This is a genomic window from Pseudomonas citronellolis (assembly GCF_900112375.1).
GTDB classification, from domain to species: Bacteria; Pseudomonadota; Gammaproteobacteria; order Pseudomonadales; family Pseudomonadaceae; genus Pseudomonas; species Pseudomonas citronellolis.
Map to the genome: position 1 here is coordinate 47196 of NZ_FOLS01000004.1, position 25806 is coordinate 73001.

Below are 25806 nucleotides of genomic sequence, written 5' to 3' on the forward strand. Positions count from 1 at the left end.
GGTATCGCTTCGCTCAACCCATCCTACGGGGGTGCTCCTTGCAGGCCGCGCCGAGGCGCTCTTCGTAGGAGCGAGCTTGCTCGCGAACAGACTCCGCAGCGGGGCATGTTCGCGAGCAAGCTCGCTCCTACGAAAGGCCGTGTTCACCTGTAACGGGCCGCGTGGCCGTTCCCCTATAGGAGCGCGCCCTGCGCGCGAATCGCGGGCAGGGCCCGCTCCTACAGGTCTTCCGCACGTCACGGAGTTGTCTATTGGGTTCCCGCGTTCGCGGGAATGACGGGGTAAGAATCGTATTTTCCGACGTCATTCCCGCGAACGCGGGACGCGGCTCCATCGCGAACAGCGCTTGCGCTGGCCCGAAGGGGAATAACCCAGAAAACAACGTAGGAGCGGACTCCGTCCGCGATTTCGCGCGCAGGGCGCGCTCCTACAATGTTCCCGGTGGGCCCGAGCTCAACCGACCAGCAGCGCCTGCATCGCCTCGCGCAGGCCGTCAGGAATCGGTACCGGGCGGTTGCCCGCGCGTTCGACGAAGACGTGCACGAAGCGCCCGGCGGCGCAGGCCAGGTCCTCGCCCTGGCGGAACACCGCCAGCTCGTACTGCACCGAGCTGTTGCCCAGCTTGCCGACGCGCAAGCCGACCTCGATGCGCTCGGGGAAGGCCACCGGGGCGAAGTAGTCGCAGCTGGAGCTGACCACGAAGCCGACCACCTCGCCGTCGTGGATGTCCAGCCCGCCCTGTTCGATCAGGTAGGTGTTCACCGCGGTGTCGAAGAAGCCGTAGTAGGTCACGTTGTTCACGTGGCCATAGATGTCGTTGTCGTGCCAGCGCGTGGTGATCGGCTGGAAGTGCCGGTAGTCGGCGCGGCTGGGGTGTTCGCTCATGTCGTCCTCAGTAGGCGGCGCGGTAGATCGCCAGGGCGTCGGCCTCGCCGACCTCGCGCGGGTTGTTGACCAGCAGGCGCTGCTGCTGCATGGCGTCGCTGGCCAGCAGCACCAGCATGTGCTCCGGCACCCCGGCGTCGCGCAGGCGCGAAGGCAGGCCGCAGCGAGGGCTGAGCGCCGCCAGCTCGTCGATGAACTGCCCGACCAGGCCGTCGCGGTCGCCGGGACGCAGGCGCTCGCCGAGCAGCAAGGGCGCCAGTTCCGCGTACAGCGCAGCGGCGGCCGGCGCATTGAAGCGCATCACCTCCGGCAGCACCAGCGCGTTGGACAGGCCATGGGGAATGTGGAAGTGCCCGCCCAGCGGGTAGGCCAAGGCATGCACCGCCGCCACCGGCGCGTTGGCGAAGGCCTGGCCGGCCAGGCAGGCGCCCAGCAGCATGGCCTGGCGCGCCTCGCGGTTGGCGCCGTCGTGCACCACCGCATCGAGGTTCTGCGCCAGCAGGCGCAGGGCCTCGCGGGCCAGCAGGTCGGACAGCGGGTTCTTCTTCAGCTTGCTGGTATAGGCCTCGATGGCGTGGACCATGGCGTCGATGCCGGTGGCCGCGGTCACCGCCGGCGGCAGGCCGAGGGTCAGGTCGGCGTCGAGCAGGGCCAGGTCCGGCAGCAGGTGCGGGCTGACCACGCCGCTCTTGGTGGTGGCGCCAGTGGTGACGATGGCGATGGGGGTGACTTCCGAGCCGGTGCCGGCGGTGGTCGGCACCTGGATCAGCGGCAGCCGCGGGCCGCGGGCATTGCCCACGCCGAACAGCTCCGGCAGCGCCTGGCTGGCCTGCGGGTGGGCCAGCAGGGCGACCAGCTTGGCCACGTCCATGGAGCTGCCGCCGCCAAAGCCGACCACCAGTTGCGCGCCCATCTCCACCGCCTGCATGGCGGCCTGCAGAACCACCGCTTCCGGCGGGTCGGCCAGCACCTGGTCGAACACCTGCACCGCCACCCCGGCGGCGGCGAAGCCCGGCAGCACCCCGTCGAGCAGGCCCAGGCGGGTGATGCCGGGGTCAGTGACGATGAGCACGCGGGTGGCGCCGCGCTCCCGGCAAAGCGCGCCGAGGCGGGCGGCGGAACCGCTCTCGCAAAGAATCTGCGCGGTGGTGGCGAAGCTGAAAGGCTGCATGACGGTCCCCGATCTTGTCGTTGTACTGCGGAAAATCCGTAGGCCACCAAGCGACGGCCAGCCGTTGCAGCATAGCAACGCTCCTCATCAACACGAAATACTATACCGCCAGGCGAAACACTTATTCACCTAGTGAATGGAGTTGCAGAGTGATTAGGGAGGTTCGACTCCGCATCAGCAAGGCGAAGCCCCATCGAATCCAAGATCGATAATCAACTTATGAACAGGGAAAAATAGAAATCTCCTACATGGACCACTTGTAAGATCAGAAACTTTAAAACAACCCAGTCACTTGGAATATATAAGAACCATGGAACATAAAGTCATAATAAACGATTACTCGAATTACACCCCCAAGAGAAGAGAAAGCCTCGCAAGCTCTCGGATCAGAGAGTTGCTTGACAACTACCACCTTGAAAACCAACTGAAGATAGAGAGCACTCTGCAGGGCTTCCTAGAATTCAAGGAACAACTCTGCCAGATAAGAAGGGATTGCATGCCCAACCGACCGCAAGCCCCCAACTGGATAAATGGTTGGCTACCAGGCGCCGATGCCCTTTCGCTATATGGCTATACAGCCATGAAGAACCCTCGCCACTATGTCGAGATCGGTTCAGGCAACTCGACGAAGTTCGTCCGCCAGGCCATCAAGGATCATGACCTGCAAACTAGGATAATTTCGATCGATCCATGCCCGCGAGCCGAGATAGATGCCATTTGCGACGAGGTCGTCAGGGCCCCACTGGAGGACCTGGAGACCGACTTCTTTTCGATACTCGAAGAGGGTGACGTCTTCTTCATCGACAATAGTCATCGGTCATTCCAGAACTCCGATGTGACGGTCTTCTTCACAGAGATACTTCCCACCCTGCGTGCTGGCATAACTATTGGCATACATGACATCTACCTGCCCTTCGACTATCCCAACGAATGGGCGGACCGCTTCTACAACGAACAGTATCTACTGTGCTGCTACTTACTGGGTGGGATGAAAGGACTGGAAATCGAACTGCCCCTGGTTTACCTCTACTACTGCACTGAGAGTATGCAGTTGCTGAACGACCTCTGGACCGACGAGCGAATGGAAGGTGTGGAAAGGCACGGAGCAGCGTTCTGGCTCAGAACGGTCTAGTTTCGCCAAGAGCTCTGACAGAAAGTCCGCAGGCTACGGACGAAATAGCCTGCGGTCGATTTCCTATACGGCGACAGGCGCCTTGATGTGCGGATGGGATTCGTAGCCGACCAATTCGAAGTCCTCGAAGCGGAAGTCGAACAGGTCCTTCACCTCGGGGTTGAGCTTCATGGTCGGCAGCGCCAGCGGCTCGCGGCTCAGCTGCAGGTCGGCCTGCTCCAGGTGGTTGGCGTACAGGTGGCAGTCGCCGCCGGTCCAGATGAAGTCGCCCGGCTGCAGGCCGGCGACCTGGGCGACCATCAGCGTCAACAGGGCGTAGCTGGCGATGTTGAAGGGCACGCCGAGGAAGATGTCCGCCGAGCGCTGGTACAGCTGGCAGCTGAGCTTGCCGTCGGCGACGTAGAACTGGAACAGCGCGTGGCACGGCGGCAGGGCCATCTCGTCGATCAGCGCGGGGTTCCAGGCCGAGACGATCAGGCGGCGCGAGTCCGGATTGCGCTTGAGCATGTCCATCAGATTGGCGATCTGGTCGATGTGGCGGCCGTCCGGCGCCGGCCAGGAGCGCCACTGGTAGCCGTAGACCGGGCCCAGGTCGCCGTTCTCGTCGGCCCATTCGTCCCAGATGGAGACGCCGTTTTCCTTCAGGTAGGCGATGTTGGTCGAACCTTTGAGGAACCACAGCAGCTCGTGGACGATCGACTTCAGGTGGCACTTCTTGGTGGTCACCAGGGGGAAGCCTTCGCCCAGGTCGAAGCGCATCTGGTGGCCGAACACACTGTAGGTGCCGGTGCCGGTACGGTCGCTCTTGAAGGTGCCGTGCTCGCGCACGTGGCGCATCAGGTCGAGGTACTGTTTCATGGAAAACCCGTGTCGTAGAGAGGTCCGCGAGGCACGCCGAAGGTTCGGCGCGGGCGCTTTCGCCCTGCAGAATCGCGAGATGCCGCAATACTAAGGGGCAGGCCCGCGTACCGCCACCCTTGGTTGGAGCGCGCCGACGATAAGCCAGAAGGCCGGGCACGACCCGGCCCGCGATACCGTGATCCCGCCGCGGCCCCGGGCCGCTGCTGCCTGCTGAACGAGAGGTCCGCATGCCAGACCAGCCACGCTTTTCCCTGTCCCGCCGGCGCTTGCTGGCCATGGTCTGCGGCGGCGCCGTGGCCGGCGGCCTGCTGCTGGGCCCAGCGGCCCTGGCCTGGGCCGCGCTGACGCCCCAGGCCGAGGCGGAACTGGCGATCTTCATGACGCTGTCGCAGCGCCTGACCGGGCGCAGCAACCTCGACCCACGCATCGGCCAGCGCCTGTACCTGGCCCTGGCGCAGCGCGACACCGCCCTCGCCCAGAGCCTGGGCGAGCTGCAGGCGCGCCTGGGCGACGGCCCCCAGCGCTGGAGCGAGCGCCAGCAGTGGCTGGCGCGGCAGATGCTCGCCGCCTGGTACCTGGGCTACGTGGGCGAGGACAACCACCCCAGCGTGGTCGCCTACGAAAGCGCACTGATGTTCCGCGCGGTGGACGACGTGCTGCTGCCGCGCAGCTACTGCAGCAACCAGCCGGGCTTCTGGGCCGCGCAACCGGTCGAGCGGGGGGCCTGAGCATGGCCGACACGCAAAGCGCCGACTACGTGGTGGTCGGCTCCGGCGTCGCCGGCGCCCTGGTCGCCCACCAGTTGGCCCTGGCCGGCAAGGACGTGCTGATTCTCGAAGCAGGCCCGCGGCTGTCGCGCTGGGAGATCGTCGAGCGCTTCCGCAACCAGGCCGACAAGTCCGACAACCAGGCGCCCTACCCGTCCATGGCCTACGCGCCGCACCCGCAGTACCACCCGGACAACCACTACCTGGTGCAGAAGGGCGAACACCCCTACGACGTGCAGTACCTGCGGGTGGTCGGCGGCACCACCTGGCACTGGGCGGCCTCGGCCTGGCGCTTCCTGCCCAACGACTTCAAGCTCCAGAGCCTGTACGGCGTCGGCCGCGACTGGCCGTTCGAGTACGCGGAGCTGGAGCCCTGGTACCAGCGCGCCGAAGAGGCCCTCGGCGTCTGGGGCCCGGCCGACGAGGAGCTGGGCTCGCCGCGCAGCCGGGCCTACCCCATGGCGCCGCTGCCGCTGTCGTGGAACGAGCAGCGGGTGAAGGACGTGCTCAACGCCAACGGCTACCGCGTGGTCACCGAGCCGGTGGCGCGCAACAGCCGCCCCTTCGACGGCCGGCCGACCTGCTGCGGCAACAACAACTGCATGCCGATCTGCCCGGTCGGCGCCATGTACAACGGCATCGTCCATGTCGAGAAGGCCGAGGCCGCCGGCGCCCGGCTGCTGGACAACAGCGTGGTGTTCAAGCTGGAGAAGGGCGATGGCGGACGCATAGTCGCCGCCCTCTGCAAGGACCCGCAGGGCGAGGAGACGCGAGTCGAAGGCAAGGTCTTCGTGCTCGCCGCCAATGGCGTGGAAACGCCCAAGCTGATGCTGATGTCCGAAGTCGGCAACGCCTCCGGCATGGTCGGCCGCAACCTCATGGACCACCCCGGCACCGCGGTGCGCTTCTACGCCAGCGAGAAGCTCTGGCCCGGGCGCGGGCCGCAGGAGATGACCTCGATGGTCGGCTTCCGCGACGGCGCCTTCCGCAGCCAGTACGCGGCGAAGAAGATCCACCTGTCGAACCTCTCGCGGGTGGACCAGGTGGCTGCCGAACTGATCCGCCAGGGCCCTCTGCTGCTCGGCCGCGAACTGGAGGCGCAGATCCGCGACCGCGCCGCGCGCTTCGTGCGTTTCGACAGCTTCCACGAAATCCTCCCGCGCCCGGAGAACCGCATCGTGCCCAGCGCCAGCGAGCGCGACGCCCTGGGCATCCCCAAGCCGGAATTCACCTACGCCATGGACGACTACGTGCGCCGCAGCGCGGCGCACACCCGCGAGGTCTACGCCCATGCCGCCAGGCTGCTCGGCGGCAGCGAGGTACAGTTCGAGGACAGCTTCGCCAACAATAACCACATCGCCGGCACCACGCTGATGGGCGACGATCCCGGCGACTCGGTGGTGGACCGCGATTGCCGCAGCCACGACCATCCCAACCTGTTCATCGCCGGCAGCGCAGTGATGCCCACGGTGGGCTCGGTGAACTGCACCCTGAGCCTCGCCGCCCTCGCCCTGCGCCTGGCCGAGCGCCTGAAAGGGGAGGCCTGAGCATGTCCACCCGCCTGCTGGCCGCCCTCCTCCTGCTGCCCTGCCTGGCCCAGGCCGCCCCGGCCCTGGACCCGGCGCCGGCCGAGCTGCTGCAACGCGGCGAATACCTGGCCCGCGCCGGCGACTGCGCCGCCTGCCACACCGCGCCCGGCGGCCAGCCCTTCGCCGGCGGCCTGCCGCTGACCACCCCGCTGGGCGCGGTCTACTCCAGCAACATCACTCCCGATCCGCGCACCGGCATCGGCAGCTACAGCTACGAAGACTTCGCCCGCGCCCTGCGCGAAGGCGTGGCCAGGGGCGGCCTGCACCTCTACCCGGCGATGCCCTACACCGCCTACGCCAAGCTCGGCGACGCGGACATGCAGGCCCTCTACGCCTATTTCCTGCGCGGCGGCGTCGAGGCCGTGGCCCAGGCCAACCGCGACAGCGACATCCCCTGGCCGCTGAACATGCGCTGGCCGCTGGCCGTCTGGAACGCGCTGTTCCACGACGACCGGCCCTTCCAGCCCAACCCGAAACAGAGCGCGGCCTGGAACCGCGGCGCCTACCTGGTGCAGGGCCTGGCCCACTGCGGCACCTGCCATACCCCGCGCGGCCTGGCCTTCCAGGAGAAGGCCCTGGACGAGAAGGGCAGCGGCTACCTCGCCGGCGCCGCCCTGGGCGGCTGGTACGCCTACAACATCACCAGCGACACCCACGCCGGCATCGGCGGCTGGAGCGACGCCGAACTGGCGCAGTACCTGCGCAGCGGCCGCCTGCCCGGCAAGGCCCAGGCCGCCGGGCCCATGGCCGAGGCCGTGGAGCACAGCTTCCAGTACCTGCGGTCCGACGACCTGCAGGCCATCGCCAACTACCTGCGCAGCGTCAGGGCGGTCGGCGACGGCGAGCGCAAGCCGCGCTTCGCCTGGGGCGGCCCCGCCGACGACGTGGTGACGCTGCGCGGCGAGGACTTCGATGCCCAGACCCGCGACGACGGCGCCCGGCTGTTCCTCGGCAACTGCGCCAGTTGCCACGGCTGGAACGGCCAGGGCACGCAGGACGCCTACTACCCCATGCTCAGCCGCAACACCACGGTGGGCGCGCGGCAGCCGGACAACCTGGTGCAGGTCGTGCTCACCGGCGTGCACCGCGAAAGCGCCGGGCAGGAAGTGTTCATGCCCGGCTTCGCCGGCGCGCTCGACGACCAGCAGATCGCCACCCTGGTCAACTACCTCACGGCGCAGTTCGGCAACCCGGCGGTGAAGGTGGACAGCGCCCGGGTCGCCGCCATCCGCCAGCCCTGAACGCGCCTCATCCTTTCGAGGGGCCGCCGCCACTGCGGCGGAACCGGGTTTGACATACCCCCGGCAGTCACTGAAGCTGCTGCCACCGTGATACATGGCTGCCCGAACAACGGAAGTCGCATGCAGAAGCCTGCCCATAAGAAAGACCGCAAAGGGGCCGCACCGGCCCGACCCACTTCCCCTCCCCGCCTGGCGCGGCGCCTGGCTGCCGCGCTGGTGGCCGTGCTGTTGCTGGCCAGCGCGGGCGCCTGGTGGTACGTCGAGCACAGCGCCCCGTCGCTGCCCGTCGCGACCCCGCCCGCGCCCCCGGCGAAACCCGTGGTGGCCGAGGCGCCGAAGGCCGGCTTCGTCGACGAGCAGCAATGCCAGGGCTGCCACCAGGGCCAGTTCCAGGACTGGCAGGGCTCGCATCACCACAAGGCGATGCAGGTGGCCAACGAAGCCAACGTGCTGGGCGACTTCGCCGACGCCAGGTTCAAGGGCGAGGCCGAAAGCACCCGCTTCTTCCGCAAGGGCGAGGAATTCTGGGTGAACACCCCGGGCGCCGACGGCAAGCCGGCGGACTTCAAGGTGGCCTACACCTTCGGCGTGGCGCCGCTGCAGCAGTACCTGCTGGAATACCCCGGCGGCCGCCTGCAGGCCCTCGGCGTCGCCTGGGATACCCAGAAGCACCGCTGGTTCGAGCTCAACCCCGGGCAGCACGTCGACTTCAAGGACGAGCTGCACTGGACGCGCCCGACGCAGAACGCCAACTTCATGTGCATCGAGTGCCACACCACCGAGTTCAAGCGTAACTTCGACGCCGACAAGAACGCCTTCGCCAGCCACTGGCAGAGCCTGGGCGTCGGCTGCCAGGCTTGCCACGGCCCGGCCTCGCGCCACCTGGAATGGGCGCAGAAGCCCGACGGCGACGCCAGCCGCGGCTTCGACAAGCCGCTGGGCGCCAGCACCGCCGCCAGCGAGCTGGTGGAGAACTGCGCGCGCTGCCACGCCCGCCGCGCGCCCCTGGGCGACGGCTTCCAGCACCGCCACCGGTTCATGGACGACTACCTGCCCAGCCTGCTGACCCGCGAGCTGTACCAGATCGACGGCAAGATCAAGGACGAGGTCTTCGAGTGGGGCTCCTTCACCCAGAGCAAGATGTTCGAGAAGGGCGTGAAGTGCACCGACTGCCACAACCCCCACAGCGGCCAGGTGAAGATCGCCGGCAACGGCCTCTGCCTGCAGTGCCACAACCCGGCCGGCAAGCCGGTGCGCCCGGGCATCGACGGCAAGGGCCTGCTGGCGAAGGACTACGACTCGCCCGAACACCATCACCACCAGAGCGGCACGCCTGGCGCGCAGTGCACGTCCTGCCACATGCCGGGCAAGTACTACATGGTCAACCACTACCGGCATGACCACAGCTTCAGCATCCCCGACCCGCAGCATGCGCAGAAGATAGGCGCGCCGGACGCCTGCATGGGCTGCCACCGCGACAGCGCCTCCAAGGTCAGCGAGCAGTTCCGCCTGTGGTACGCCAGCGACGCCAAGCCGGCCGGCGCCGTGCCGCGCTACGACGACACCCAGTGGAAGGCCCGCAACGGCCAGCCCGGCGCCTCGCGGGCACTGCACCTGCTGCTGGCCAGCAGCGACCTGCCGGCGATCCGCCGCGCCACCCTGCTCGCCGAACTGCCCGCCTATCCCAGCCCGCGCTCCCTGGAACTGGCCGCCCAGGGCCTGAAGGACAACGACCCGCTGGTGCGCAACGCCGCCATAGGCGCGGTCGCCGCCCTGGCCAGCCCGCCGCGCCAGGCGCTGCTGCTGGCCCCGCTGCTGGACGACCCGCTGCGCGCCGTGCGCCTCTCCGCCACCTGGCAACTGGCGCAACTGCCGCCGGAGGTGCGCGCCGGGTTGCAGGCGCCGCTGGCCAAGGGCCTGAAGGAATACGAGGAGGTCCAGCTGAGCCTGGCCGAGCGCGCCGAGTCCAACCTCAACCGCGCCATGCTCTACCAGGTCACCGGCCGCGACGCCGAAGTGGAACCGGCGCTGCGCGCGGCCCTGGTGCGCGACCCCGACTTCTTGCCGGCGCTGGTCAGCCTCTACCAGTGGCTGGAAGCCCGCCAGCGCCCCGACGAAGCCCGCCAGCTGCTGGACGGCGCGCTCAAGCGCCACCCGCAGTCCGGCCTGCTGCACCATGCCCTGGGCCTGGCGCTGATCCGCCAGGGCCAGCGCGACGCGGCGCTCAAGGAGCTGCAGGAAGCGGTGCGCCTGGCCCCGGACAGCGCCCAGTTCCGCTACATCCTGGCCATCGGCCTGCACGACACCGGCCAGGCCGACGCCGCCTGCCGCCAGTTGGAGCAACTGCTGCAACGCCACCCGGCCAACCGCGACGCGCGCCTGGCGCTGATCGCCTACCTACGCGAGATCGGCCAACTGGAGAAGGTGCAGATGCAACTGGCCGAGCTGGAACAGCAGAACCCCGACGACCCGGCGCTGAAGGGAGAATGACGGCGCCGCTCGGAAGTGCCTGATTCCACCAGGCGCTCCGGAACTCGCCGGCGGGCACGCACTCTGAGGGGACGCGAAAGCAGTCACCCAAGGAGCACCCATGCGTATCCCCGGAGCGGCCCTGGCCGTCGCCCTGTCCACCCTCCCCTTCGCCGCCGCCCAGGCCGAAGACGCCGGCTTCTGGCGCGGCGTGCTGTCCACCGGCGCCACCACCGCCTCCAGCTACCTCACCAGCCGCGACGACCACAAACTGGTCGGCCCGCTGGCCGAGGACGCCGGCAGCTTCGTCGCCAGCGCCGGCGCCATCCGCGGCCCCTGGCTGGAAGCCGAGCTGCAGCGGCTGCGCAGCGACTACCCGCAGTTGCAGCAACGCAGCGACATGGAGCTGGCCAGTGCATTGCTGGCCGGCGAACGCTGAGCGGCACTCCCCGGACACGCAAAAGCCCGCAGCTCCTCACGGGGCAGCGGGCTTTTCGATGCGCTCGCCTCAGGCGTACTCGGCGATCAGACTCTCGGCGGGAATCCCCAGGTTGCGATGCAGCTTGCGGATCATCGGCAGCGTCAGGCTGCGCTTGCCGGACAGCACCTCATAGACGCGGTTGGGCTGGCCAATCGAGGGCACCAGGTCCTTGACGGTCAGGCCGCCCTGCTCCATGCGGAACTTGATGGCCTCGATGGGGTGCGGCGCCTCGACCGGGTAGTGCTTGGCCTCATAGGCCTCGACCAGCGTCAACAACACTTCGAAACGATCCCCCTCGGGGGTGCCGGGCTCCGGCTCGTCATCGAAGTAGACGGACAGTTCCTTGAGGCTGGCCTTGTAGTCCTCGTGCGTATGGATAGGTCGGATGTGCATGCTCTCTCACTCCATCTCGACGGTATTCGCGTCGACGGCATCGTACTGCACGTGCGTGCCGATGAACTTGATGTAGACCGCGCCGAACCGGTAGACAACCGCGACGATCAGTCGATAGTCGTTGCCCTTGATGTTGAACACCACCCGACGGCTCTTGAGGATGCTCGCGCTGGCATACCTGGCCTTGATGTCGCCCGGCTGGCTCCAGGTCGCGGCCTTGGCTTCATCGATCCAGGCCTTGAGCGGTTGCTCCGCGTCCGGATGGGCCGTCCAGAAATCGCGCAGGTTGCCGATGGCGATGATTTTCATCGGCACATGCTAGTCCCAAGGCGGGACTAACGCAACCGCGAACCGGTCATCCAGATAACCGGAACCCCTGGTAGCGCCGAGCGCTCAGAAAGGTATGCGGACCTACGGAGGAGCAACTCCCATGCGCATGTTCAAATTGACCGGCATCCTGGCTGTCTTCGCCCTGCTTCCCCTGGCCCCGGCCATGGCCGACAGCTTCTGGCGCGACATCATCTCCTCCGGGGCCACCACCGCCTCGACCTACCTGACCTTCAAGCACGACCACAAGCTGATCCTCGCCGCCCGCGACGACGCCGGCAGTTACGTGGCCAGCGACGGCGCCATCCGCGGCCCGTACCTGGAGGCCGCATTGCAGCGCCTGCGCAGCGATCATCCGGAGCTGCAGCAGCGCAGCGACATGGAGCTGGCCAATGCCATCCTGATGAGCCAGGACGGCGTGGCGCAGTGACGGCGCTTCGTAGGATGGGTTGAGCTTGCGAAACTCATGCGGCCGTGGCGATGGGTATCGCTGCGCTCAACGCCATCCTACGGAGCTACAACCCGCCCGAACCGTAGGGCGAATAACGCGAAGCGTTATCCGCCGCCGGCTGGAACACCAGCGCCCATGGGCTACGGCCTTGTAGGAGCGAGCTTGCTCGCGAACGAGCCCCGCTGCGGTGTCCGTTCGCGAGCAAGCTCGCTCCTACGAAAAGCCTCGGGACGCTTGCCCCTTCACTCCCGGTACTCGTCCACCGGCACGCAGGCGCAGAACAGGTTGCGGTCGCCGAACACGTTGTCCACCCGGTTCACCGCCGGCCAGTACTTGAAGGCGCGGGTGTGCTCGCTGGGGGTCACCGCTTCGGCGATGCCGTAGGGCCGCTCCCAGGGGCCGGTGACGTCGGCCAGGGTGTGCGGGGCGCGCTTGAGCGGGTTGTCCTCGGCCGGCCATTCGCCGGTCTCCACCTTGGCGATTTCCGCGCGGATGCTCAGCATCGCCTCGACGAAGCGGTCCAGCTCGTGCAGCGATTCGCTCTCGGTGGGCTCCACCATCAGCGTGCCGGGCACCGGGAAGGACATGGTCGGGGCGTGGAAGCCGTAGTCCATCAGGCGCTTGGCCACGTCCTCCTCGCTGATCCCGGTCTGCGCCTTGAGCGGCCGCAGGTCGAGGATGCATTCGTGGGCCACGCGCTCGTTGCGCCCGCGGTAGAGCACCGGGAAGGCACCATCCAGGCGCTGGGCCAGGTAGTTGGCGCTGAGGATGGCCACCTCGGTGGCGTCGGCCAGCTGCGGGCCCATCATGGCGATGTACATCCAGCTGATCGGCAGGATGCTGGCGCTGCCCCAGGGCGCGGCGCTGACCGCGTCGTTCAGCGGGTTGGGGCCTTCGATGCGGATCACCGGGTGGTTGGCGACGAACGGCGCCAGGTGTTTCTTCACGCCGATCGGGCCCATGCCCGGGCCGCCGCCGCCGTGGGGAATGCAGAAGGTCTTGTGCAGGTTCATGTGCGACACGTCGGCGCCGATGTCCGCCGGCCGCGCCAGGCCGACCTGGGCGTTGAGGTTGGCGCCGTCCATGTAGACCTGGCCGCCGTGGCTGTGGATAACCTCGCAGATCTCGCGGATGCCCTCCTCGTACACGCCGTGGGTCGAGGGGTAGGTGATCATCAGGCAGGCCAGCTGGGCGCCGGCCTCGGCGGCCTTGAGCTTGAGGTCTTCCAGGTCGACGTTGCCGCCCTTGTCGCACTCGACTATCACCACGCGCATGCTCGCCATGATCGCCGAGGCCGGGTTGGTGCCGTGGGCCGAGGACGGGATCAGGCAGACGTTGCGGTGCCCCTCGCCGCGGCTCTCGTGGTACTTGCGGATCGCCAGCAGCCCGGCGTACTCGCCCTGGGCCCCGGAGTTGGGCTGCATACAGATGGCGTCGAAGCCGGTGATGACGCGCAGCCAGCTCTCCAGCTCGTCGATCATCAGCCGGTAGCCCTCGGCCTGCTCGCGCGGCACGAAGGGGTGCAGGTTGGCGAACTCCGGCCAGGTGATGGGGATCATCTCGCTGGTGGCGTTGAGCTTCATGGTGCAGGAGCCCAGCGGGATCATCGCCTGGTTCAGCGCCAGGTCCTTGCCTTCGAGCTGGCGCAGGTAGCGCAGCATCTCGGTTTCGCTGTGGTGGCGGTTGAACACCGGGTGGCCCAGGTAGCCGGAGCGGCGCTGCAGGGTGCCGGGGATGCCGTCGGAGAGGTCGCCGGCATCCAGCACGGCGATGCTCAGGCCGTGGCCGGCGCCGAGGAAGATGTCGAACAGCGTGGCGACGGTTTCGGCGCTGCAGGTTTCGTCCAGGCTGACGCCCAGGCGGTCCTCGCCGACGATGCGCAGGTTGTAGCGCGCCGCGCGGGCGCGTTCGAGGATGGCCGCCTGCTGCGCGCCCACCTCCAGGGTCAGGGTGTCGAAGAAGTGCGCGTTGACGCGCTTGAGACCCTTGGCGAACAGCCCGGCGGCGAGGATGGCGGTGAGCCGGTGCACGCGCTGGGCGATGCGCTTGAGGCCCTCGGGGCCGTGGTAGACGGCGTAGAGGCTGGCGATGTTGGCCAACAGCACCTGCGAGGTGCAGACGTTGGAGTTGGCCTTCTCGCGGCGGATGTGCTGCTCGCGGGTCTGCAGCGCCATGCGCAGCGCGGTGTTGCCGCGGGCATCGCGGGATACGCCGATGATCCGCCCGGGCATGGCCCGCTTGAATTCGTCGCGGGTGGCGAAGAAGGCCGCGTGGGGCCCGCCGTAGCCCATGGGCACGCCGAAGCGCTGGGCGCTGCCGAGCACCACGTCGGCGCCCAGTTCGCCCGGCGGCGTCAGCAGCAGCAGGCTGAGCAGGTCGGCGGCGACGCAGGCGATGGCCTGCCGGGCGTGCAGGGCATCGATCAGCGGGCGCAGGTCGCGGACCTCGCCGCGGCTGTCCGGGTACTGCAGCAGCGCGCCGAACACGGCGTGCTGGCCCAGGTTGTCCAGTTCGTCCAGCACCAGGTCGAAACCGAAGGCCTCGGCGCGGGTGCGCACCACGGAAATGGTCTGCGGGTGGCAGTTCACGTCGACGAAGAACAGGTTGCTCTTGGCCTTGGCCACGCGCTTGGCCAGGGCCATGGCCTCGGCGGCGGCGGTGGCCTCGTCGAGCAGCGAGGCGCTGGCCAGGTCCAGGCCGGTGAGGTCGATGGTCAGCTGCTGGAAGTTCAGCAGCGCCTCCAGGCGGCCCTGGGCGATCTCCGGCTGGTAGGGGGTGTAGGCGGTGTACCAGCCGGGGTTCTCCAGCACGTTGCGGAGGATCACCGTGGGCGTGACGGTGCCGTAGTAGCCGGTGCCGATCAGGCTGGTCCACAGCTGGTTCTGCTGCGCATAGCCGCGCAACCTGGCCAGGGCGCCCTCCTCGTCCAGCGCCGGCGGCAGCTCCAGCGGGCGGTTCAGGCGGATGGCCGGCGGCACCGTCTGCACGATCAGGTCGTCGAGGCTGGCGACGCCCAGGGCCTCGAGCATCGTCCGTCGCTCCGCCTCGTCGGGGCCGAGGTGGCGGCGCAGGAAGGCATCGGGCTGGTTCAGCTGGGACAGCGAAGGGCTTTTCGACATGGCCTGGACCTCGATCGGGAATGCACGATCCACACAGGATAGGCCAGGCAGGAAGAACAAGGCCCCGACTGAGCGGGGCCTTGTGGGTTCGGCGCGGCGATCAGGCGTCCGCGTCGCAGGCGGCCTGGTAGCCGGCGGCGTCGAGCAGCTTGTCCAGCTCCGCCGGGTTGCTCGGCTTGAGCTTGAAGAACCAGGAGCCGTAGGGGTCGTTGTTGACTTCCTCGGGGGTGTCGGCCAGGACCTCGTTGATGGCGATCACCTCGCCACCGACCGGGGCGTAGATGTCGGAGGCGGCCTTGACCGATTCCACCACGCCGGCTTCCTGGCCAGCGTTCAGTTGCTTGCCGAGCTCCGGCAGCTCGACGAAGACCACGTCGCCCAGGGCTTCCTGGGCATGGTCGGAGATGCCCACGGTGACGGTACCGTCGGCTTCCAGGCGCGCCCACTCGTGGCTGGCGGCGTAACGCAGGTCGGCGGGAATGTTGCTCATCTTGTTTTCCTCGGGGACGGGGCAGCGGCGACGACGGGTCGCCTATGCAATTTAGATCAGGGCCTTGCCATGACGCACGAAATTCGGCTGAACGACGCGCACCGGGTACCACTTGCCACGGATTTCCACCTCGGCGCGGTCGCCGGTGGCCGCCGGCAGGCGGGCCAGGGCGATGGACTTGCCGAGGGTCGGGGAGAAGCTGCCGCTGGTGATCTCGCCCTCGCCGATGCCGGCCACCCGCACCACCTGGTGGGCGCGCAGCACGCCGCGCTCCTCCAGCACCAGGCCGACCAGCTTCGGCTGGTCGCCGGCGGCGCGCTGGGCCTCCAGGGCCTGGCGGCCGATGAAGTCGCGCCCGGCCGGCTCCCAGGCGACGGTCCAGCCCATGTTGGCGGCCAGGGGCGAGACCTCCTCGTCCATGTCCTGGCCGTAGAGGTTCATCCCGGCTTCCAGGCGCAGGGTGTCGCGCGCGCCCAGGCCGGCGGGGGAAATGCCGGCGCCGACCAGTTCGTTGAGGAAGCCCGGCGCCTCGGCGGCCGGCAGCATGATCTCCAGGCCGTCCTCGCCGGTGTAGCCGGTGCGGGCGATGAACCAGTCGCCGTCGGCCTTGCCCTGGAACGGCTTGAGTTCGCGGATCAGGGTGGCGCGGGAGGGGCTCACCAGCTCGGCGGTCTTGTCCCGCGCGTTGGGGCCCTGGACGGCCAGCATGGCCAGGTCCGGGCGCGCCTGCAGCTGGACCTCGAAGCCCTCGGTGTGGGCCTGCATCCAGGCCAGGTCCTTCTCGCGGGTGGCGGCGTTGACCACCACGCGGTAGCCGTACACGCCCAGGTAGACGATGAGATCGTCGACCACCCCGCCGCGCTCGTTGAGCATGCCGCTGTACAGCGCCTTGCCGGGCACCTGCAGACGCTCGACGTCGTTGGCGAGCAGGCGTTGCAGGTACTCCCTGGACTGCGGGCCGGTGACGTCGACCACGGTCATGTGGGAGACGTCGAACACGCCGCAGTCACGGCGGACCTGGTGGTGCTCTTCGACCTGCGATCCATAGTGCAGGGGCATGTCCCAACCGCCGAAATCGACGATTTTCGCGCCGAGGGCGACATGCAGGTCGTAGAGCGGGGTGCGCTGTCCCATGGGTGTTCTCCTTCCGGGAATGGCGGATGCGGAGCGCGAGGGCGGCCCGCACGAAACCGGCGCATTGTAGCCGCTAGGCCGGTGCCTGGACACCTCGGCCGACGGTCGAGTCGCGCCCCGCCGCGCTGGCCGCGGAGCGGCGGATCAGCAGCACCACCGGCAGCAACCCGGCCAGCACCAGGCTCAGCGCCGGCAGCGCGGCGCGGGCCCATTCGCCCTCGCTGGTCATCTCGAAGACGCGCACGGCCAGGGTGTCCCAGCCGAAGGGACGCATCAGCAGGGTAGCCGGCATTTCCTTCAATACGTCGACGAACACCAGCAGCGCGGCGCTCATCAGCCCCGGCGCCAGCAGCGGCAGGTAGACGCGGGCGAACAGCGCCGGCCCCGCCACGCCGAGGCTGCGCGAAGCCTCGGCGAAGGACGGGCGGATGCGCATCAGGGTGCTTTCCAGCGGGCCCTCGGCCACCGCCAGGAAGCGGATCAGGTAGGCCAGCAGCAACGCCCCCAGGCTGCCCAGCAGCAGCGGCTTGCCGGCGCCGCCCAGGGCGCTGGAGAGCGGGATCACCCAGTGGTTGTCCAGCCAGCTGAAGGCCAGCATGATCGCCACCGCCAGCACCGAGCCGGGCACTGCGTAGCCGAGGTTGGCCAGGCCCACCGCGGCGCGCACCGGCTTCGCCGGCGCCTGCCGGCGGGCGAAGGCCAGCAGCAGGCCGACCGCCACGCACAGCGCCGCCGCCGTGGCGCCCAGGCCGAGGCTGTGCCAGAGCAGGCCCCAGTAGCGCTCGTCGAGGTCGAAGCGGCCGCGCTGCCAGCACCAGGCCAGCAGCTGCGCCAGGGGAATGGCGAAGGCGCAGGCGAACACCAGGCCGCACCAGGCGCTGGCGGCGAAGGCCTTGAACCCGCGCAGGCGGTACAGCGGCGCGGTGCGCGGCTTCTCGCTGCCGGCCACGACACGTCCGCGGCTGTGGCGCTCGCCGAGCACCACCAGGAACACCCCGAGCAGCAGCAGGCTGGCCAGTTGGGTGGCGCTGGACAGGCTGTAGAAGCCGTACCAGGTCTTGTAGATGGCGGTGGTGAAGGTGTCGAAGTTGAACACCGAGACGGCGCCGAAGTCGGCCAGGGTCTCCATGATCGCCAGGGCCAGGCCGGCGCCGATGGCCGGCCGCGCCATGGGCAGCGCCACGCGCCAGAAGGCCTGCCAGGGCGACAGCCCGAGCACCCGCGCCGCCTCGGTGAGGCCACGGCCCTGGGCCAGGAAGGCGCCGCGCGCCAGCAGGTAGACGTAGGGGTAGAAGACCAGCACCAGGACCAGGATCACCCCGCCGGTGGAACGCACCCGGGGCAGCCGCAGGCCGCTGCCGAACCATTCGCGCAGCAGCGTCTGCAAGGGCCCGGCGAAGTCCAGCAGGCCGACGAAGACGAACGCCAGCACGTAGGCCGGGATGGCGAAGGGCAGCATCAGCGCCCAGTCCAGCCAGCGCCGCCCGGGGAACTCGCAGAGCGCGGTGAGCCAGGCCAGGCTGGTGCCCAGCAGGGTCACGCCGATGCCGACGCCGAGCACCAGCACCAGGCTGTTGCCCAGCAGGCGCGGCAGCTGGGTGTCCCACAGGTGCGCCCAGATTTCCGTGTCGACCTCGCCCCAGCTCAGCGCCAGAACGACGAGCGGCAACGCCACCAGGGCGGCGATGGAGAAGGTGATGGGGTACCAGCGAAATGCCATGGCTAGCTATTCGCGCTTTTTGTAGGAGCGAGCTTGCTCGCGAACGCCCCGGCACGCGGTTCGGGTTCGCGAGCAAGCTCGCTCCTACAGGGGCGTCGGTTCCGCGCGGGGCTCAGTTCCAACCCGCCCGGTCCATCAGCTTGATGGCTTCGGCCTGGCGCTTGCCGGCGACTTCCACCGGGATGCTGTCGGCCTTGAAGCTGCCCCAGGCCGCCACTTCCTCCGAGGGCGCGACCTTCGGGTTGGCCGGGAATTCCTGGTTCAGCGAGGCGAACAGCGCCTGGGCGTCGGGGCCGGTCATCCATTCCACCAGGGCCTTGGCCTGCTCGGGGTGCGGCGCGTGCCTGGTCAGGCCGATGCCCGAGAGGTTGACGTGCACGCCGCGGTCGCCCTGGTTCGGCCAGAACAGTTTCACCGGCAGGTCCGGCTTCTGCTGGTGCAGGCGCCCGTAGTAGTAGGTGTTGACGATGCCGACGTCACACTGGCCGGCGGCGATGGCCTGGAGCAGCGCGGTGTCGTCGGAGAACACGTCGGTGGCCAGGTTGCCCACCCAGCCCTTGAGGATCTGCTCGGTCTTCTGCTCGCCGTGGGTCTCGATCAGGGTGGCGGTCAGCGACTGGTTGTAGACCTTCTTCGCCGTGCGCAGGCACAGGCGGCCTTCCCACTGCTTGTCGGCCAGGGCCTCGTAGGTGCTCAGCTCCTCAGGCTTCACCCGCTGGGTGGAGTAGGCGATGGTCCGCGCGCGCAGCGACAGGCCGGTCCAGCTGTCGGTGCCGGAGCGGTACTGCGGGGGGATGTTGGCGTCGAGGATCGGCGAGTCGAACGGCTGCAGGATGCCCATCTTCTCGGCCTGCCAGAGGTTGCCGGCGTCGACGGTGAGCAGCAGGTCGGCCGGGGTGTTGGCGCCCTCGGCCTTGATCCGCGCCATCAGCGGCGCTTCCTTGTCAGTGATGAACTTGACCTGCACGCCGGTTTTCTTCGTGTAGGCGTCGAACACCGGCTTGATCAGCTCGTCGATGCGCGAGGAGTAGACCACCACCTCGTCGGCGGCCTGGGCGGTGCCGGCCAGTGCGGTGAGGGCGAGGGAAGCGAGAAGGCCTTTGCGTACCGACATGCTGGCGGCTCCTGGGTAGCGGAATGAGGTTCCAGATGATAAGGAACCTCATTTAGCCCCGGAGCCGACCTTTGTGACCGGGTGTTTCACCACGCCGCGACACGGAGTCGCGGCGCCTCAGACCCTCGCCAGCGTCGGCAGGTCGCCGGACAGGCCCAGGGCCTGGCGGACGAACAGGCCCTTGGCCTCGTGGTGGCGGTCGACCAGGCGCAGGCCGGCGTTGCGCAGCCAGCGCACCGGCAGCGGGTCGGCCTGGAACAGGCGCTGGAAGCCTTCCATCGCCGCCATCATCGCCAGGTTGTGCGGCATCCGCCGGCGTTCGAAGCGGCTCAGCACGCGCTCGTCGGCGATGCGCTCGCCACGGGCGTGGGCGTGCATCAGCACCTCGGCCAGCACCGCGGCGTCGAGGAAGCCCAGGTTGACGCCCTGCCCGGCCAGCGGGTGGATGGTGTGCGCGGCGTCGCCGATCAGCGCCAGGCCCGGCTCCACGTAGCGCTTGGCGTGGCGCTGGCGCAGCGGGATGCACAGGCGCGGGTCGACCTGCTCGATGCCGCCCAGGCAATGCTCGAAGGCCCGGCCGAGGGATTCGCGGAAGCCGTCGTCGCCCAGCGCCATCAGGCGTTCGGCCTGCTCCGGGGTGGTCGACCAGACGATCGAGCACCAGTGCCTGTCGCCCTCGCGGGACAGCGGCAGGAAGGCCAGCGGGCCGTCGTCGGTGAAGCGCTGCCAGGCGGTGGCCTGGTGCGGTTTTTCGCAGCGTACGCTGGTGACGATGGCGTGGTGCAGGTAGTCCCACTCGCGGGTGGCGCAGCCGGCCAGGCGGCGCACGGCGGAGTTGGCGCCATCGGCGGCGACCACCAGTGGCGTGCGGACCTGCCGGCCGTCGGCCAGGGTCAGCAGCCAGTCGTCGCCGGAGTGGCGCAGTTGCTCCAGGCGCGCGCCGGGCAGTAGGCCGAGGGTGGTGTCGTGCAGGCGCTCCAGCAGGGCGTCCTGCACCACGCGGTTCTCGACGATGTGGCCGAGCACCTCGGCGTGCACGCTGGCCGCGCTGAAGTGCACCTGGCCGGTGCCGGAGCCATCCCACACGTGCATCTCGCGGTAGGGCTCGGCGCGCCGCGCGAGGATGCCGTCCCAGGCGTGCAGGCGCTGGAGGATGCGCCGGCTGGCCTCGGACAGGGCGCTGACCCGCGGCTCGAAGCGCGCCGTGCGATCAAAGGGCTTCACGCTCAGCGGCGAGCCGTCGAGCAGGAGGATTTCCAGGCCGCTGCCCTGCAACGCCAGGGCCAGCGCGCTGCCGACCATCCCCGCCCCGACAATCACCAGATCCGCGTGCATCTGCATTCCTTTTTCCATGTCGTCAGCCGGCCTTGCGCAGGCGCGGCTTGAGCCTGATGTAGAGGGTCTTCTGCACCCGCGCGACCAGCGTGCCCTCGCCGTCGCGCACCTCGGCGTGCAGCTTGGGCAGGCACTTGCCGCCGTCGGCGGTCTGCGCCCGGACTTCGTCCAGCAGTTGCTGGTCGATGCGGAACTCGGCGTACACCGGCCCCTTGCCCGGGGTGATGAATTCGATGTTGGCGGCCTTGTCCCAGACGATGTAGTCGCGCCCCAGGTTCTCCATCAGCATGAGCATGAAGAAGGGGTCGGTCATGCTGTACAGGCTGCCGCCGAACTGGGTGCCGACGTAGTTGCGGTTGAACCAGGACAGCACCATCTTCACCCGCACCTCGCGGAAGTCCGGGGCGATGTGGCGCACCCGCACGCCGGCGCCGATGTAGGGCGGGTAGAGGTTGAGGCCGAAGCGCAGCAGGCGGGCGCGGCGGGCCATCTTGCCTGAGGACATCGCCGCTCCCTAGACCGGCCGCGCGCCCAGGCCCATGGCCTGGCGGGCGAACCAGCGCTTGGCCGGCGGTAGCAGGTCGAGGCCGAGCAGGCCCAGGTTGCGCCCGGTGGCCAGCATCGGCTGGGCGTTGGAGAACAGGCGGGTGACGCGGTCGGAGAAGCCGACGGTCATCTGCTGGTCCAGGCGCTGGCCTTCCAGGTAGCGCTGCAGCACGGCGAAGTCGCCGGGCGCGGCGTCGGCGCCGAGCAACTGGTCGGCCAGGGCCTGGGCATCGCGCAGCGACAGGTTGAAGCCCTGCCCGGCGATGGGGTGCAGGCTGTGCGCGGCGTTGCCGAGCACCACCAGGTGCGGGCGCACCTGTTCCTCGGCCTCGCTGAGGGTCAGCGGGTAGCAGTAGCGCGCGCCGACCTGGCGGAAGCCACCCAGGCGGTAACCGAAGGCTGCCTGCAGTTCGTCGAGGAACTGCCGCTCGGGCAGATCGCGCAGGCGCTCGGCGTCGCGCGGCGGGCGCGTCCAGACCAGCGCGCAGCGGTTGTCCGGCAGCGGCAGCAGGGCCATGGGCCCGTGTTCGGTGAAGCGTTCGAAGGCCTGGCCGCGGTGTTCCTCGCTGGGGCTGACGTTGGCGATCAGCGCGGTCTGCCCGTAGGGCGCCTCGCGCACGCCGATGCCCAGTTGCTCGCGCAGGCCGGAGCGGCCGCCGTCGGCGAGCACGGCGAGGTCGCAGTCCAGGATCGAGTCGTCGTCCAGGGTCAGCCGGTAGCCGTTGTCCAGCGCCTGCATACGGCGCACTTCGGCCGGGCAGCGCCAGCTCACCACTTCGTGGTCCAGGGCCTGCCACAGGCACTGGCCGAGCCAGGCGTTCTCCACCACGTAGCCCAGCGCCGGCACACCCTCCTCCATTGCGGTCAGGCGTGCTGAGCCGAAGCGCCCGCGGTCGGACACGTGGATCTGGCTGATCGGCTCGCCGCGCTGGGCGATGCGCTGCCACAGGCCGAGGCGTTCATAGATCTGCCGGCTGCCGAAGGACAGCGCCGAGGAACGGGCGTCATAGCTGGGCTGGTAGGCGTCGCCGGGGGCGAACGGCTCGATGAGCACGATGCGCCAGCCGCGCTCGCGGGCGCCGGCCTGCAGGATCAGCGCCAGGCTGGCGCCGACCAGGCCGCCGCCGATGATCGCCAGGTTCGCACGTTGCATCTCAGGCCGCCTGGGCCTTTGCTTCGGCCATCAGCGCCTCGATGGCGGCGACGGTTTTGGGCACGCCGTTGGTCAGCACTTCGCAACCGCTCCTGGTCACCACCACGTCGTCCTCGATGCGCACGCCGATGCCGCGCCATTTCTTCGGCACGTCGGTGTTGTCCGGCGCGATGTAGATGCCCGGCTCGACGGTCATCGACATGCCCGGCTCGAGCACGCGCCATTCGCCGCCGACGCGGTATTCGCCGACGTCGTGCACGTCCATGCCCAGCCAGTGGCCGGCGCGGTGCATGTAGAAGGCCTTGTAGGCTTCGCTGGCGATCAGTTCGTCGACGTCGCCCTTGAGCAGGCCGAGCTTCACCAGGCCGGCGGTGATGACGCGCACGGTGGCCTCGTGGGCTTCGTTCCAGTGGCGGCCGGGGGCGATGTAGTCGAAGGCGGCCATGTTGGCCTCCAGCACCAGCTCGTAGATGGCCTTCTGCTCGGGGCTGAACACGCCGTTGGCCGGGAAGGTGCGGGTGATGTCGCTGGCGTAGCAGTCGATCTCGCAGCCGGCGTCGATCAGGATCAGGTCGCCGTCCTTGATCTGCGCGTCGTTCTCCCGGTAGTGCAGGATGCAGGCGTTGCGCCCGGTGGCGACGATCGAACCGTAGGCCGGCATCTTCGCCCCGCCCAGGCGGAAGGCGTATTCCAGCTCCGCCTCCAGGTGGTATTCGTAGAGCCCCGGCCGGCAGGCCTGCATGGCGCGGATGTGGGCGCCGCAGGAGACCTCGGCGGCGTAGCGCATCACCTTCACTTCGCCGGCGCTCTTGTACAGGCGCAGGTCGTGCAGCAGGTGATCGAGGGCGACGAACTCGTTCGGCGGCTGCGCGCCCTGGCGGGCCTTGGAGCGGATCACGTTGATCCAGTCCATCAGCCGGCGGTCGAACTCGGGGTTGGCGCCCAGCGCGTAGTAGACGCGGTCGCGGCCCTCGATCAGGCCGGGGAGGATGTCGTCGATGTCGCCGATGGGGAAGGCGTCGTCGGCGCCGAAGTCCTTGATCGCGCCGTCCTGGCCGGCGCGCAGGCCGTCCCACAACTCGCGCTCGGGGTCGCGCTCGCGGCAGAACAATACGTACTCACCGTGCTCGCGGCCGGGGATCAGCACCATCACCGCTTCCGGCTCGGGGAAGCCGGTGAGGTACTGGAAGTCGCTGTCCTGGCGGTAGACGTGCTCGACGTCGCGGTTGCGGATGTACATCGGCGCCGCGGGCAGGATGGCGATGCTGTTGGGCTCCATCTGCGCCATCAGCGCCTTGCGCCGACGGGCGTATTCCGGTTTGGCGATACGGATCATGCAGCTACCTCAGTGCAGGGAGGGTTTGTCGGCCGGCGCCGGCACCTTGCCGAATTCGGAGAACAGCAGCAGCGGGGCGACCCGCAGGTATTCCTGGACTTCCATGTAGTCCGTCTCGCCGTCCTCGGACTCTTCCAGCTGGCCCTGGACCTGGGCGATGGCGGCGATGTCCTGGAGCACTTCGTCGGCCTCGTCGGACAGGCTGGCCTGGCGCAGCGCCAGGCCAAAGCCGGCGAGGAAGCCCTGGCACCACTGGCCCAGGGCCTGGGCGCGCTCGGCCAGCGGGGCGTCGTCATTGGGCAGCATCAGCACCACGGCCATCTCGCCGGCGCCGAGGTCCTGCTGGACCATGCCCAGCAGGCCGGACAGGGCGGCCTGCAGGCGTTCGCCCGGCTCGCCGCCGAGCAGTTCGGAAGCGGCCTGCAGCCACTCGCCCTGGTCGAAGCCGGCGCCGGCGCAGACGCGCCCGAGCAGATGGCCGTGCAGTTCCGCCGGGGAAATCGGCAGGGGTGCCTCGGCGAGCAGGTTGGCGAAAGCGGTGTAGGCGGAATTTACTGTGGACATGCGCGGGACCTGAATATCGACGCTAGGCGCCACCAGGCGCTATGCATAGAATGAGAGTGGCTATCCTAGCACCGCCGGGCGCGCTCAGACCATGCGATGGCATGTCGGGCAGAGCCGTGCGGTGCCGCACCTTGTATAGTTTCCGGTCATCCCCTTGCCCAAGCGAGAGCCCATGGAAGACGCCGACCTGCAAACGCTGATCGCCAAATTCGACCTCCTGCTCCAGCGCCTGGAACAGCTCAAGGCGGAGAACCGGCTGCTGCGGGCCAACGAGAAGAGTTGGCGCGAAGAGCGCGCTCATCTGATCGAGAAGAACGAATTGGCGCGCCACAAGGTCGAAGCGATGATTTTGCGCCTGAAAGCCCTGGAGCAGGACTCATGAGCCAGACGAACACCCTGAACGTGCAGATTCTCGACAAGGAATACTGCATCACGTGCCCCGCCGAGGAGCGCGTCAACCTGGAAAGCGCCGCGCGCTACCTGGACAGCAAGATGCGCGAGATCCGCTCGAGCGGGAAGGTCATCGGCGCCGACCGCGTCGCCGTGATGGCCGCGCTGAACATCACCCACGACCTGCTGCACAAGCAGGAGCGCATGGACAACGAGCACAGCAGCACCCGCGAACGCGTGCGCGAACTGCTCGAGCGCGTGGACCGCGCCCTTACCACCGATCAGCCCGGGCGGGAAGACTGACCCCGGAGAAAACCCTGGGGTATACTGGCCACGCTCCCTGGTGTGTTGGCCAGTCGGTGATGTCCCTGAGCCGATAATCGCAACAACGGAGGTTGCCAGTTGGGCTGGTGTGCATGTCCGCACGACGGAAAGCCTTAAAGCCTACTGCAACCGCCACCTTGAACTTTCGGGTTCAAGGGCTAACCCGACAGCGGCATGTCCGGGGAGCTTTCCTCCTACCATGATCCACGCCCAAGACCTTTCCCGCATCGCCCTGCGCCGTCTGTTGCGCCAGGCCCGCCGCAAGCTCAGCGCGCAACAGCAACGCCAGGCCGCCCGCGACCTGCAACGCCGCATGGCGCAACACCCGCTGTTCCGCCGCGCCCGCCACATCGCCCTGTACCTGCCCGCCGACGGCGAGATCGACCCGCGCCCGCTGCTCAAGGCCGCGCAGAAACGCGGCAAGGCCACCTACCTGCCGGTGCTCAGCCGCTGGCCGCACACCCACATGACCTTCCAGCGCGTCGGCAACGGCGAGCGCTGGCGGAAAAACCGCTACGGCATCGCCGAGCCGCTGCCGGACCGCGGCCGCCAACGCGAGCCCTGGGCGCTGGACCTGGTGCTGCTGCCGCTGGTGGGTTTCGACGAACGGGGTGGACGCCTGGGCATGGGCAAGGGTTTCTACGACCGCACCCTGGCGTACCTGGGCAGGCGCAAAATCTGGCGCAAACCGACACTTTTGGGCCTGGCGCACGAATGCCAGAAGGTGGACAGGCTGGACCTGGCCAGTTGGGATGTGCCGCTGCAGGGCATCGTCAGCGACGCCGGCTGGTACGGCGCGCTCGCATAGGCGCCG

At 68.6% G+C, this 25806-nt stretch carries 25 protein-coding genes and 1 other RNA gene; 11 read left to right on the forward strand and 15 right to left on the reverse strand.

What is annotated here, in order from left to right; all coding sequences use genetic code 11:
* Nucleotides 1-453 precede the first annotated feature (453 nt).
* The gene (locus tag BM060_RS05275; protein WP_074977929.1) at nucleotides 454-885 is read right to left on the reverse strand and encodes an acyl-CoA thioesterase; all 432 of its coding nucleotides are present in this window, start codon (nucleotides 883-885) and stop codon (nucleotides 454-456) included.
* A 7-nt stretch (nucleotides 886-892) separates the two neighbouring features.
* A complete protein-coding gene (locus BM060_RS05280) occupies nucleotides 893-2056 on the reverse strand; it encodes an iron-containing alcohol dehydrogenase (protein ID WP_074977931.1) in 1164 nt (387 codons plus the stop codon).
* 310 nt (nucleotides 2057-2366) lie between these two features.
* Between BM060_RS05280 and BM060_RS05285 the strand changes: the two genes are divergently transcribed.
* Nucleotides 2367-3188 (forward strand): class I SAM-dependent methyltransferase, encoded by an 822-nt coding sequence (locus BM060_RS05285; RefSeq protein ID WP_083426723.1) that lies wholly within the window; start codon nucleotides 2367-2369, stop codon nucleotides 3186-3188.
* A 63-nt stretch (nucleotides 3189-3251) separates the two neighbouring features.
* On the opposite strand, the gene BM060_RS05290 is transcribed toward BM060_RS05285, so the two are convergent.
* Nucleotides 3252-4046, reverse strand: coding sequence for a thymidylate synthase (locus BM060_RS05290; RefSeq protein ID WP_074977936.1), 795 nt, complete (start codon nucleotides 4044-4046; stop codon nucleotides 3252-3254).
* A gap of 230 nt (nucleotides 4047-4276) precedes the next feature.
* On the opposite strand from BM060_RS05290, the gene BM060_RS05295 reads away from it, so the two are divergent.
* From BM060_RS05295 to BM060_RS05315, 5 genes are all read left to right on the forward strand, one after another.
* Nucleotides 4277-4777 carry a sugar dehydrogenase complex small subunit gene (locus tag BM060_RS05295; RefSeq protein ID WP_074977938.1) on the forward strand — a complete coding sequence of 167 codons (501 nt, stop codon included), beginning with the start codon at nucleotides 4277-4279 and terminating at the stop codon, nucleotides 4775-4777.
* A gap of 2 nt (nucleotides 4778-4779) precedes the next feature.
* Nucleotides 4780-6363: a GMC family oxidoreductase gene (locus BM060_RS05300; protein WP_074977940.1), complete on the forward strand. Its 1584-nt coding sequence runs from the start codon at nucleotides 4780-4782 to the stop codon at nucleotides 6361-6363.
* Between the two features lie 2 nt (nucleotides 6364-6365).
* Nucleotides 6366-7646, forward strand: a complete 1281-nt coding sequence (locus BM060_RS05305) for a cytochrome c (RefSeq protein ID WP_074977943.1) — start codon at nucleotides 6366-6368, stop codon at nucleotides 7644-7646.
* A gap of 120 nt (nucleotides 7647-7766) precedes the next feature.
* Entirely contained in the window at nucleotides 7767-10136 is a 2370-nt protein-coding gene (locus BM060_RS05310; protein WP_074977945.1) for a tetratricopeptide repeat protein, read from the forward strand.
* Nucleotides 10137-10236: 100 nt separating this feature from the next.
* On the forward strand, nucleotides 10237-10554 hold the full coding sequence (locus BM060_RS05315) for a DUF2388 domain-containing protein (RefSeq protein WP_043314009.1): 318 nt from the start codon (nucleotides 10237-10239) through the stop codon (nucleotides 10552-10554).
* A gap of 69 nt (nucleotides 10555-10623) precedes the next feature.
* On the opposite strand, the gene BM060_RS05320 is transcribed toward BM060_RS05315, so the two are convergent.
* Both BM060_RS05320 and BM060_RS05325 read right to left on the reverse strand, forming a co-directional pair.
* Nucleotides 10624-10989: a helix-turn-helix domain-containing protein gene (locus BM060_RS05320; RefSeq protein ID WP_074977948.1), complete on the reverse strand. Its 366-nt coding sequence runs from the start codon at nucleotides 10987-10989 to the stop codon at nucleotides 10624-10626.
* A gap of 6 nt (nucleotides 10990-10995) precedes the next feature.
* Nucleotides 10996-11298, reverse strand: a complete 303-nt coding sequence (locus BM060_RS05325) for a type II toxin-antitoxin system HigB family toxin (protein ID WP_074977950.1) — start codon at nucleotides 11296-11298, stop codon at nucleotides 10996-10998.
* 121 nt (nucleotides 11299-11419) lie between these two features.
* Between BM060_RS05325 and BM060_RS05330 the strand changes: the two genes are divergently transcribed.
* Nucleotides 11420-11746 (forward strand): DUF2388 domain-containing protein, encoded by a 327-nt coding sequence (locus tag BM060_RS05330; protein ID WP_074977952.1) that lies wholly within the window; start codon nucleotides 11420-11422, stop codon nucleotides 11744-11746.
* Nucleotides 11747-12009: 263 nt separating this feature from the next.
* Here BM060_RS05330 and gcvP read toward each other — a convergent pair whose 3' ends face one another.
* The 10 genes from gcvP to BM060_RS05380 all read right to left on the reverse strand — a co-directional run bounded on the left by gcvP (nucleotide 12010) and on the right by BM060_RS05380 (nucleotide 24278).
* On the reverse strand, nucleotides 12010-14886 hold the full coding sequence (gcvP, locus tag BM060_RS05335) for an aminomethyl-transferring glycine dehydrogenase (RefSeq protein ID WP_074977954.1): 2877 nt from the start codon (nucleotides 14884-14886) through the stop codon (nucleotides 12010-12012).
* 100 nt (nucleotides 14887-14986) lie between these two features.
* Nucleotides 14987-15376 carry a glycine cleavage system protein GcvH gene (gene gcvH, locus BM060_RS05340; RefSeq protein WP_009615120.1) on the reverse strand — a complete coding sequence of 130 codons (390 nt, stop codon included), beginning with the start codon at nucleotides 15374-15376 and terminating at the stop codon, nucleotides 14987-14989.
* Between the two features lie 51 nt (nucleotides 15377-15427).
* On the reverse strand, nucleotides 15428-16510 hold the full coding sequence (gene gcvT, locus BM060_RS05345) for a glycine cleavage system aminomethyltransferase GcvT (RefSeq protein WP_074977956.1): 1083 nt from the start codon (nucleotides 16508-16510) through the stop codon (nucleotides 15428-15430).
* Nucleotides 16511-16583: 73 nt separating this feature from the next.
* Complete coding sequence (locus tag BM060_RS05350) at nucleotides 16584-18230, reverse strand: ABC transporter permease (protein WP_074977959.1); 1647 nt, start codon at nucleotides 18228-18230, stop codon at nucleotides 16584-16586.
* Between the two features lie 112 nt (nucleotides 18231-18342).
* Nucleotides 18343-19344, reverse strand: a complete 1002-nt coding sequence (locus BM060_RS05355; protein WP_074977962.1) for an extracellular solute-binding protein — start codon at nucleotides 19342-19344, stop codon at nucleotides 18343-18345.
* Nucleotides 19345-19461: 117 nt separating this feature from the next.
* The gene (locus BM060_RS05360) at nucleotides 19462-20679 is read right to left on the reverse strand and encodes a 2-octaprenyl-3-methyl-6-methoxy-1,4-benzoquinol hydroxylase (protein ID WP_074978286.1); all 1218 of its coding nucleotides are present in this window, start codon (nucleotides 20677-20679) and stop codon (nucleotides 19462-19464) included.
* 22 nt (nucleotides 20680-20701) lie between these two features.
* Complete coding sequence (locus tag BM060_RS05365; protein WP_074977965.1) at nucleotides 20702-21184, reverse strand: DUF4442 domain-containing protein; 483 nt, start codon at nucleotides 21182-21184, stop codon at nucleotides 20702-20704.
* Between the two features lie 9 nt (nucleotides 21185-21193).
* A complete protein-coding gene (gene ubiH, locus BM060_RS05370) occupies nucleotides 21194-22378 on the reverse strand; it encodes a 2-octaprenyl-6-methoxyphenyl hydroxylase (protein ID WP_074977967.1) in 1185 nt (394 codons plus the stop codon).
* A gap of 1 nt (nucleotide 22379) precedes the next feature.
* Nucleotides 22380-23714, reverse strand: coding sequence for a Xaa-Pro aminopeptidase (gene pepP / locus BM060_RS05375; protein WP_074977970.1), 1335 nt, complete (start codon nucleotides 23712-23714; stop codon nucleotides 22380-22382).
* Between the two features lie 9 nt (nucleotides 23715-23723).
* Nucleotides 23724-24278, reverse strand: coding sequence for a UPF0149 family protein (locus tag BM060_RS05380; RefSeq protein WP_074977972.1), 555 nt, complete (start codon nucleotides 24276-24278; stop codon nucleotides 23724-23726).
* Nucleotides 24279-24450: 172 nt separating this feature from the next.
* Here BM060_RS05380 and BM060_RS05385 point away from each other — a divergent pair, with 172 nt between their 5' ends.
* From BM060_RS05385 to BM060_RS05400, 4 genes are all read left to right on the forward strand, one after another.
* On the forward strand, nucleotides 24451-24660 hold the full coding sequence (locus tag BM060_RS05385; protein ID WP_009615100.1) for a TIGR02449 family protein: 210 nt from the start codon (nucleotides 24451-24453) through the stop codon (nucleotides 24658-24660).
* Nucleotides 24657-24971, forward strand: a complete 315-nt coding sequence (locus tag BM060_RS05390) for a cell division protein ZapA (protein WP_009615099.1) — start codon at nucleotides 24657-24659, stop codon at nucleotides 24969-24971. The genes BM060_RS05385 and BM060_RS05390 overlap by 4 nt, the downstream gene beginning before the upstream one ends.
* 31 nt (nucleotides 24972-25002) lie before the next feature.
* A non-coding RNA gene (ssrS, locus tag BM060_RS05395) (6S RNA) lies at nucleotides 25003-25181 on the forward strand.
* Nucleotides 25182-25191: 10 nt separating this feature from the next.
* The gene (locus BM060_RS05400; protein WP_074977974.1) at nucleotides 25192-25800 is read left to right on the forward strand and encodes a 5-formyltetrahydrofolate cyclo-ligase; all 609 of its coding nucleotides are present in this window, start codon (nucleotides 25192-25194) and stop codon (nucleotides 25798-25800) included.
* Nucleotides 25801-25806 lie beyond the last annotated feature (6 nt).